Origin of the sequence: Streptomyces sp. CC224B (genome assembly GCF_030010595.1) — a bacterium.
Taxonomy (GTDB): domain Bacteria; phylum Actinomycetota; class Actinomycetes; order Streptomycetales; family Streptomycetaceae; genus Streptomyces; species Streptomyces longispororuber.
Window position 1 is genome coordinate 113,577 of the sequence record NZ_JASCXL010000008.1, and the last position, 8,805, is coordinate 122,381.

Genomic DNA, 8,805 nt, shown 5'->3' on the forward strand with positions numbered 1-8,805 from the left:
CGTACCGTCTGGTGGGGGCGCAGACCGTGAAAGGCCGCCCGTTACCCTCAGGCTGTGGACCGGCCCCTCCCAGCCGGTTGCCCAGGAACAGAACGGCCCGGAAGTGAGGCAGGCATGGCGAAGGCACGCGTACCCGCAGCAGTGATCGCCGCAGGTGGGCTCGTCGGTGGGTATGCCACCGCTCGGTTCACCAAGAAGCGGCCGCTCGGTGGGGTCGTGCTGGCCGCGGCCGGGGGTGTGGCCGCCAAGGAGTGGCAGCGGCGGGCCGGAGGCAAGGCTGCTGCCGCGCTGAGCGGGGCGTATGTCGCCGCCTTCGCGGGGTCGCATCCGCTGGCGAAGAAGGTGGGCGCGTGGCCCGCCGTGCTCGGGGTCGCGAGTGTGGTGGGCCTCGCCTCGTGGGCCGTGGCGGACCGGCGGCGCTGAGCTCTGGCGGCAGGCCGGGCCGCGCTGGACTCTGCGTAGCGCCAGTGGCGGGCATCACACCCGGGGTGCAGCCACCGCGCCGAGGGATGGCCCGGTGTGCACCGCGCCCAGGGCAGGGGGTCCGGGCTAGACCTGCGCCCGGGGAGGGTGGGCCTCAGCCCGTGGCCACCCGCGTCCGGGGGGCCTCACCCCGTGCGGCCCCGCGCCGGGGCGGCGGGCCTCAGCCCGGGCGGGCCCGCGCCCGGGGAGGGTGGGCCTCAGCCCGTGAACGCTCGCGACACCGCGTAGATCACCAGCCCCGCCAGCGACCCCACCACCGTGCCGTTGATGCGGATGAACTGGAGGTCGCGGCCGATGTGGGCCTCGATCTTCTTCGACGTCTGCTCGGCGTCCCAGCCCGCGACGGTGTCGGTGATGAGGGACGTGATCTCGTCGCGGTACGTCGTCACGACGTACACCGCCGCGCCCTCCACCCAGCCGTCGACCTTCTGCTGGAGGCGGGGGTCGGTCGCCATGCGGGAGCCCAGGGACAGCAGGGCCGCGCGTACGCGCAGGCGCAGTTCGCTGCGTTCGTCCTCGGCGGCGGCCACGATCATCTGGCGGACCGCCGACCAGGCCGACGCGATCAGGTCCTGCACCTCGCCCCGGGCCAGGACCTCGCGCTTGAGGTTCTCCACCCGCGCCCGGGTGTCCGAGTCGGACTGCAGGTCGGCGGCGAAGTCGGTGAGGAACCGGTCGAGGGCGCCGCGCGCCGGGTGCTCGGGCATGTCGCGCATCTCGGTGACGAAGCGCAGCAACTCCTTGTAGACGCGCTCGCCGACCTTCTTGTCCACGAAGCGCGGCGTCCAGCCGGGCGCGCCCCCCTGCACCGCGACCATCACCTGGTCCGCGTGCGCGACCAGCCAGTCGTGGGCCCGTACGCACACCAGGTCCACGAACCGCCTGTGGCCGCCGTCCGCGACCACCTTGTCCAGCATCTTCCCCATGCCCGGCGCGATCTCCTGCGCGTCCGCACGGCGCGTGATCGCCTCGCCGACGACCGCCTGGACGTCCGAGTCGCGCAGCACGGTCAGGGCGCCGCGCAGCGCCGTCGCCAGCTCGGCCGTCACGCGGTCGGCGTGCTCCGGCTCGGCCAGCCAGGCGCCCAGGCGGCTGCCGATGCCCACGGCGCGCAACCGCTGGCGTACGACGGAACCGGAGAGGAAGTTCTCGCCGACGAAGTCCCCCAGGGACACGCCGAGCTGGTCCTTCTTCTTGGGGATGATCGCCGTGTGCGGGATGGGGATGCCCAGCGGGTGCCGGAAGAGCGCCGTGACCGCGAACCAGTCGGCGAGCGCGCCCACCATGCCCGCCTCCGCGGCCGCCGCGACGTACCCGGCCCATGCGCCAGCGCCCTCGTGCTGCGCCCACTTCGCGAGGACGTACACGACGGCCACGAAGAGCAGCAGCCCCGTCGCCGTCAGCTTCATCCGGCGCACGCCGCGCCGCTTCTCCTCGTCGGCGGCGCTGTACGTGAAGCCGGGCAGCCCCGCGTCCGAGCTACCCGGGGCGGCCGCACCGCCCTCCCGGCCCCCTCCCGCGGGCCCCGCCGGTCCGGCCGGCCCCGCCGGCCCCGTCGGCCCAGCCGGCCCATCCGGCCCGGACGCCGTCGCCTCCCGTTCCGCCGGTCCCACCGGTTCAGCACCTTCCGTACGCTTCATCCCGTAACGCCCCGTCTCGCGTCGTTCGTCGTACGCATTGTCCCTGCCGAGGTCCCCGGCGGGCTCCTGCCGGGTTTCCTGTCGCGCCTCCTGCCGGGCTTCCTGTCGTCTCCCCGCCGCGTGCCCATCGATCCCCATCCCGTCCCGGAGAGTCCCGGCGGGTCCCGAGAGTCCCGGCGATCCCCGGCGAGTCCACTCCGTCGCGTCGAGTCCCCTTACAGACCGACTCCCGGAACGGACGGCGAGTTCCCGGCGTCTGAGTGAGCGGAGGGGGGCGGCGTCGGCCTCCTCGCGCGCCATGACGCATCATGGGTTATTCACACCGGAGCCTCGGGCTCCCCCTGTCCGAGGAGACACAGCCCGCATGACCAAGCGTCACGGTTATGCACTGCTGGCCGCCCTGCTCGCGGTCATCGTGGTGGTCTCGGCCGCCATATACGCCGGCGTCACGGGCGCCGACGGCGCGAAGGACCAGGTCAGCGCCGGTCCGGGCGCCCCCCGCAACTCCGCCGCCCCCGCTTCCGCGGGTACGTGGGTCGGCACCTGGTCGGCGTCCCCGGCGGGCGCCGAGCCCGGCACGGCGGCGCACGGCATGGCGGGCCGGTCCGTACGCAACGTGGTGCACACCAGCGTCGGCGGCGACGGCGCCCGCGTGACCCTGTCCAACCTGTACGGCAGGCAGCCGCTCACCATCACCCATGCCTCCGTCGCGGTGGCCGCCGCGTCGAACACCCCGGCCGCGGCCGTCGACACGCTGCGCCGCCTGACCTTCGGCGGCGAGACCTCCGTCGTCGTCCCGCCCGGCCGCCACGTCGTCAGCGACCCGGCGCGGCTGCGCGTGCCCGCCGACGCGGACCTGCTGGTCACGACGTACGCGCCGACGCCCTCCGGTCCGGTGACGTACCACCCGCACGCCCGCCAGATCTCCTACGTGGCCGACGGCGACCGTACGGAGGACCCGACCGGGGCCGCGTACCGCGAGCAGAGCCCGTACTGGCGCTACGTCTCCGCCGTCGACGTGCTGAGCAGCGAGGCGACCGGCACGGTCGTCGTCGTCGGCGACTCCCTCACCGACGGCATCACCTCCACCATGGGCGCCAACCGCCGCTGGACGGACGTGCTCGCGGACCGGCTGCGCGAGGAGTCCGGCGCGCCGCGCTACAGCGTCGTGAACCAGGGCATCAGCGGCAACCGCGTCCTGTCCGACGGCAAGCCCGCCCCCTTCCCGGGCGGGCCCGCGGGCAACCCCAGCGCCCTGTCCCGGTTCGACCGCGACGTGCTCGGCCGCAGCGGCGTCAAGGCCGTCGTCGTCGCCCTCGGCATCAACGACATCCTGCGCAACCCGCACCGGGCCGACGCCCGCCGCATCGTGGACGGCCTGCGCGAGCTGACCCGGCAGGCGCACGCCCGGGGCCTGCGCGTCGTCGGCGCCACGCTGATGCCCTTCGGCGGGCACCGGGGCTACACCCCCGCCCTGGAGGCGGTGCGCCGCGCGGTCAACGCGGAGATCCGCTCCGGCGGGGTCTTCGACGACCACGTGGACTTCGACAAGGCCCTCCGCGACCCGTACGACCCCCGCAAGCTCCTCGACCGCTACGACTCCGGCGACAGCCTCCACCCCAGCGACGCGGGCTTCCGCCGCATGGGCGAGACCTTCGACGTGTCGGCGCTGCGGGGGGCGGGGGCGGCCGAGCTCTGAGGGGCGGCGAGGAAGCGCCCCGGCCGAAGGCAGCTCCGGCCTGCCCCCGCCTCCTCCCGGGCAGCCCCTAGCTCACGTCCCCGCCATGGATCCCGTGGTGGTTGTCCTCCGTGCGGCGGCGGTGGAGTTCGTGGCGGTGTTCGTGTTCCGCGCGGCGGGTCTGTCGCGCCTCCAGGCGGGCCTGCTTCACCTCCAGGTGGGCGCGGCGGCGCTCCTCCTTGCGGCGCAGGCGTTCCGCCTTGCGGAGTTTGCGTTCGACGCCCACCCCGCCCATCAGGGCGAAGCCGGTGACGGTCACGCGCGGGGAACCGGGGGTGCCCGCGCCGGTGGCGTCGTCGCCGAAGCCGCCCATGAAGCCGAAGCCCCGGACGGTGACATTGAGGTCGGGCGGCACGATGACGCCGATGCCGCCCATGACCGCGAAGCAGCGGATGGTGACGTCGCGGTCGGCGAAGTGCGCCTCGCGCAGGTCGATCTCGCCGCCGCCCCACATCGCGAACGAGGTGAAGACCCGGCCGACCGTCCAGCCGCCTTTGCGGCTGAAGCCGCTCCAGAAGGCGAAGGCGCCGCGGGAGGTGGGCTCGGCCCCGGGGTCGACCCGCCGCGACCAGTCGATCTCCGTCGAGGCCGGGTCGTCGTCGAGGGCGCCCTTGGCCAGGGAGACCGCGGGCACGGCCGCCGTGGGCAGGTCGCGGGTGAGGGGTTCAAGCTCGCCGTACGTACGGGAGCGGTACGCCGCGTCCACCCGCTCGTTGAACTCCTCCATGTCGAGGCGGCCCTCGGCCAGCGCCTCGCGCAGGATCTCCGCGACCCGCTCCCGGTCCGCGTCGGACGCGCGCAGGTCGGCGGGGTGCAGCTCGGAGGGCTCCGTCCTGGAGGGCCGCGCCTCGGCTGGCTCCAGCCCGGAGGGCCGCGCGTCGGAAGGCTCCAGTCCGGAGGGCCGCGCCTCGGAGGGCTCCCTCCCGGAGGCCCGCGCCTCGGCAGGCTCCAGCCCGGAGGGCCGCGCCTCGGAGGGCTCCAGCCCGGAGGGCCGCGCGTCGTCGCCCGGCGCGTCCGCCGCCCGCCCCTCCGCGGCGCGTACGTCAGCCGCCCGCCCCTCGGCGGCGGGCGCCCCGGCGGGGCCCGCGTCCGGGGAGCGGGGCGCGGCCGGTGTCGGGGCCGGTGGCTTCGGAGAGTTGGCGTCCGTCATACCCGAAGCCTACGAGGTCCCCCGGTCGGCGTACATCTTGGCAATCACGGCCTCGATGTCCGGCTCGCGGACGGACAGGTCCACCAGCGGGTACCGCTCGGCGACCGCCGCGACCAGTGGGGCGGCGGAGGCCGCCGCCGGGAACGCCAGCCACTGCCGGGGGCCCTCCGTGCGCACCACCCGCGCCGACTCGACCTCCAGGGGCGGCAGTTCGCGTTCGAGGTCGACGACGAGCATGCGCTCGCTCTCGCCGACCTCGTGCAGGCCGTCCAGCGGGCCGTCGTACATCAGGCGCCCGTGGTCGATGACCATCACGCGCCGGCAGAGCTGCTCGATGTCGGTGAGGTCGTGGGTGGTGAGCAGCACCGTCGTGCCGGACTCGGCGTTCAGGTCCCGCAGGAAGCCGCGGACCCTGGCCTTGCTGACCACGTCGAGACCGATGGTGGGCTCGTCCAGGTACAGCACGTCCGGGTCGTGCAGCAGCGCCGCCGCGATGTCACCGCGCATGCGCTGGCCGAGCGAGAGCTGCCGTACGGGAACCTCCAACAGCTCGCCGAGGTCGAGGAGTTCGACGCAGCGGTCGAGGTTCTCGGCGTACCGGGCGTCCGGGATGCGGTACATGCGGCGCATCAGACGGTACGAGTCGATGAGCGGCAGGTCCCACCAGAGCGTGGTGCGCTGGCCGAAGACGACGCCGATGTGCCGGGCCAGGCGGGTGCGCTCGCGGGCCGGGTCGATGCCCGCGACCCGGAGCCGGCCGCCGCTGGGGGTGAGGATGCCGGTGAGCATCTTGATCGTCGTCGACTTGCCCGCGCCGTTCGGGCCGATGTAGCCGACCATCTCGCCGCGCGGCACCTGGAAGGTGATGCCGTCGACGGCCCGGACCTGGTGCCGCTCCCGGCGCAGGAAGCCGGTCCTGCGGCGGACGTCGAAGACCTTCTCGACGCCGTCGAGGGTGATGAAGTCACTGGTCACGAGTGCGTCAGCTCCCTGTGCTGCGGTACGAGCGGAGGCCCGCGCGCCAGGCCAGGCCCGCGAGCGCGAGGCAGGCGACGGCGACCAGCGGCGGGGTGAAGGCGACCCACCCCGGCAGGTCGAGCGGGTACGGGCGGCCCAGGACGTACAGGCCGGGCAGCCAGTTCACGAAGGCAATCGGCACGACGTAGGTGACGCCGCGCACCAGCTCCTGGGCGAAGACGGTCGGCGGGTACTGGAGCAGGGTGTTGCCCCCGTACGTGAAGGAGTTCTGCACCTCGGAGGCGTCCTGGGCGACGAACTGGAAGGCCGCGCCGAGGACGAAGACGGAGACGAAGATCCCGGTGCCGCTGAGCAGCATCAGCGGGATCATCAGGACCCGGAGCAGTGTCCAGTCGATGTCGACGCTCCAGAAGGCGTACGCGAGGACGAGCAGGCCCTGGGTGACGCGGCCCAGGCGGCGCAGTGCGAAGCGGTCGGCGGCGACCTGCGCGAGCACCGGCACGGGCCGCACCAGGAGGGTGTCGAGCGTGCCGTCGCGCACCCGCCTGCCGAGCCGCTCCATCGAGCCCATGGTGAGGTCGGCGAGGCCGAAGGCGGTGGTGACGGCGCCGTACAGGAGGGCGATCTCGCCGAGGCCGTAGCCGCCGAGCCGGTCGACCTGGGAGAACATCAGCAGGATCGCGACGAAGTCGAGGCCGGTCGCCGCGAAGTTCGCGAGGGCCGTCAGGACGAAGGACGTGCGGTACGCCATCGTGGAGCGGATCCACATGGCGGTGATCAGGCCGTAGGCGCGCAGCCCCTCCCGGGCCCGGGCGAGGGGCCCTGCCGGGCCGTCGAACGCGCGCGCCTGGAGGGCCGTCTCCCGGTCCCGGAGCAGCTCAGCCACCCTGGACCACCACCCGGCGGGTCGCGAGGCCCTGGAGCGCCCGTCCCAGGGCGAGGAGGCCGGCCGCCCACGCGGCCTGGAAGGCGTAAACCGCGAGCAGGCCGGTGCCCGTGTGCCTGCCGAGGAACACGTCCGCGGGCACCTGGAGCAGCGCGGACCAGGGCAGGGCCCGGGCGGCCTCGCCCAGGGCGCCCGGGAAGACGTGCAGGGGCAGCAGCAGGCCGGAGAAGAAGGTGCCCGCGAGCCAGGAGACCTGGGCCACGCCCGCGCCGTCGAGGAGCCAGAAGGCGCTGAGCGCCACCAGGTAGCGCAGGGCGAAGCTGACGACCACGCCGAGCAGGACCGCGAGCAGCGTCGCCAGCCAGGTCAACGGGTCGTGCGGCAGCGCGAGTTGGAACACGAGCGCCCCGAAGATCATCGGCACCACACCTCGGCCCAGAAGGTGGAACGCCGCCCGGCCCAGGTCGCTCGCCAGCCACCAGGCCTGGAGGTCGGCGGGACGGTAGAGGTCGACGGCGACGTCGCCGGTGCGGATGCGCTCCATCAGGTCCGTCTCGAAGCCGCCGCCCATCGCCGCCATCGCCATCAGGAGGGCCTGACCGAGCCACACGTACGTCAGCGCCTGCGCCTGGTCGTATCCTCCTAGTCCGGGTCTCTCGTCCCAGAGGGCTATGTAGGTGTAGGCAAGGATCACGCCGAACACGGTGTTGGTGAACACCCCCGCCAGGGTCGCCGTGCGGTACGTGGCGAATCTCCGGAAGTTACCTCCGGCGACGGCCGCGTACAGGCGGAACCGTCCTGATCTCACGGACATCCCTTTCAGAGAGCCTCGTCCCGCTCAAGGCCGGGCGCCCGGACCGGTGTGTCCGGACCGAAGCGCAGGAGCCTAATGTGAGCGGACCGTCCGTGCCAGGCAATTTCGCCGCGCGGCGCGTGCCTGGTCAGAAGGGCATGCGGAGACAGTGTGCAATGGGTCGTACGAGGCGTACGACGCGAACTGGGAGTTCCGCGAGACATGAGCAGCGACGAGCCGCAGCAGCAGCGTGGCCCCGGGCGCGGGCCCGCTGACGGGCCCGGGGAGCCCGCCGCCCCCGAGGACGGGCCTGCGGCCAACGCCCCCCAGGGGGCGCGCCGTCCGGCCGGGCGGCGCCCCGGCGTCCCCGGCGAGGGTGACGGGCCCGCACACCAGGGTGACCGGGCGTCCCGGGGCGATCGCGCGTCCCGGGGTGACGGCGGGTCCCAGGGTGGCCCGTCCCAGGGTGGCCGGTCCCAGGGTGGCCGGTCCCAGGGCGACCGTGCGTCCCAGGGTGGCCGTGCAAGCCAGGGTGACCGTGCCGCGCGCCGGCCGTCCCCGGGTGACCGGTCCGCGGGCACGCCCGCCGCGGGGAACCCGGCCGCCCAGGGTCGACCGGGTGCGCCGCAGGGGAACGGCTCCGGCCACGGCGGTGCCCCCCGCCGGCAGGGACCGGGGGCCACCGGGCCGTCGGGCCCGCCCCGGCGACGGGGAGCGAACGGTGCCCCGTCGGGCGCGCCCGGTCGGCCGGGAGCCGACGGCGGCCCCTCGGGCGTCCCCGCCCACGACCCCGCCACGCAGAAGATCCGTCCCGTCACCGACCGCGACAAGCCTTCGGCCGGGCCGTCCGCGCGCCCGGGGGCGGCCGCCGCCGCGCACCGGTCCGGCCCCGCCGAGGACCCCGCCACCCAGCAGATCCGCCCCGTCAAGGACCGCGACAAGCCCCCGGCCGGCGAGCGCGGCACCGCCCGCCGCCAGGGAGCCGGCGCGGCGGGAGCGGCCGGAGCGGCCGCCGCCGGGGCACGCTCGTAGCGAACCCTCCTGATAAATCTCAGCGGCGCAGCTGCCCCCAGGAGCAGGTCTGCCGGGCCACCTCGGCGCGTGCCTCCTCGATCATCTTCGGGTCGATCCACGCCA

Annotated in this window: 7 protein-coding genes; 2 read left to right on the forward strand and 5 right to left on the reverse strand. The window is 74.5% G+C overall.

Annotated elements, in window-relative coordinates:
* Positions 1-114: 114 nt before the first annotated feature.
* Entirely contained in the window at positions 115-423 is a 309-nt protein-coding gene (locus QK440_RS05500) for a hypothetical protein (RefSeq protein ID WP_282791814.1), read from the forward strand.
* Between the two features lie 257 nt (positions 424-680).
* Here the strand turns inward: QK440_RS05500 and QK440_RS05505 are convergent, their stop codons facing one another.
* Entirely contained in the window at positions 681-1,892 is a 1,212-nt protein-coding gene (locus tag QK440_RS05505; protein WP_282791826.1) for a DUF445 domain-containing protein, read from the reverse strand.
* A 595-nt stretch (positions 1,893-2,487) separates the two neighbouring features.
* On the opposite strand from QK440_RS05505, the gene QK440_RS05510 reads away from it, so the two are divergent.
* The gene (locus QK440_RS05510) at positions 2,488-3,822 is read left to right on the forward strand and encodes an SGNH/GDSL hydrolase family protein (RefSeq protein WP_282791815.1); all 1,335 of its coding nucleotides are present in this window, start codon (positions 2,488-2,490) and stop codon (positions 3,820-3,822) included.
* Positions 3,823-3,889: 67 nt separating this feature from the next.
* Here the strand turns inward: QK440_RS05510 and QK440_RS05515 are convergent, their stop codons facing one another.
* The 4 genes from QK440_RS05515 to QK440_RS05530 form a co-directional block, all read right to left on the reverse strand.
* The gene (locus QK440_RS05515) at positions 3,890-4,663 is read right to left on the reverse strand and encodes a DUF1707 domain-containing protein (RefSeq protein ID WP_282791827.1); all 774 of its coding nucleotides are present in this window, start codon (positions 4,661-4,663) and stop codon (positions 3,890-3,892) included.
* A 357-nt stretch (positions 4,664-5,020) separates the two neighbouring features.
* The gene (locus QK440_RS05520; RefSeq protein WP_282791816.1) at positions 5,021-5,986 is read right to left on the reverse strand and encodes an ATP-binding cassette domain-containing protein; all 966 of its coding nucleotides are present in this window, start codon (positions 5,984-5,986) and stop codon (positions 5,021-5,023) included.
* Positions 5,987-5,993: 7 nt separating this feature from the next.
* Positions 5,994-6,866, reverse strand: coding sequence for an ABC transporter permease (locus QK440_RS05525; protein ID WP_282791828.1), 873 nt, complete (start codon positions 6,864-6,866; stop codon positions 5,994-5,996).
* 1 nt (position 6,867) lies between these two features.
* Positions 6,868-7,689: an ABC-2 family transporter protein gene (locus QK440_RS05530; protein ID WP_282791817.1), complete on the reverse strand. Its 822-nt coding sequence runs from the start codon at positions 7,687-7,689 to the stop codon at positions 6,868-6,870.
* Positions 7,690-8,805 lie beyond the last annotated feature (1,116 nt).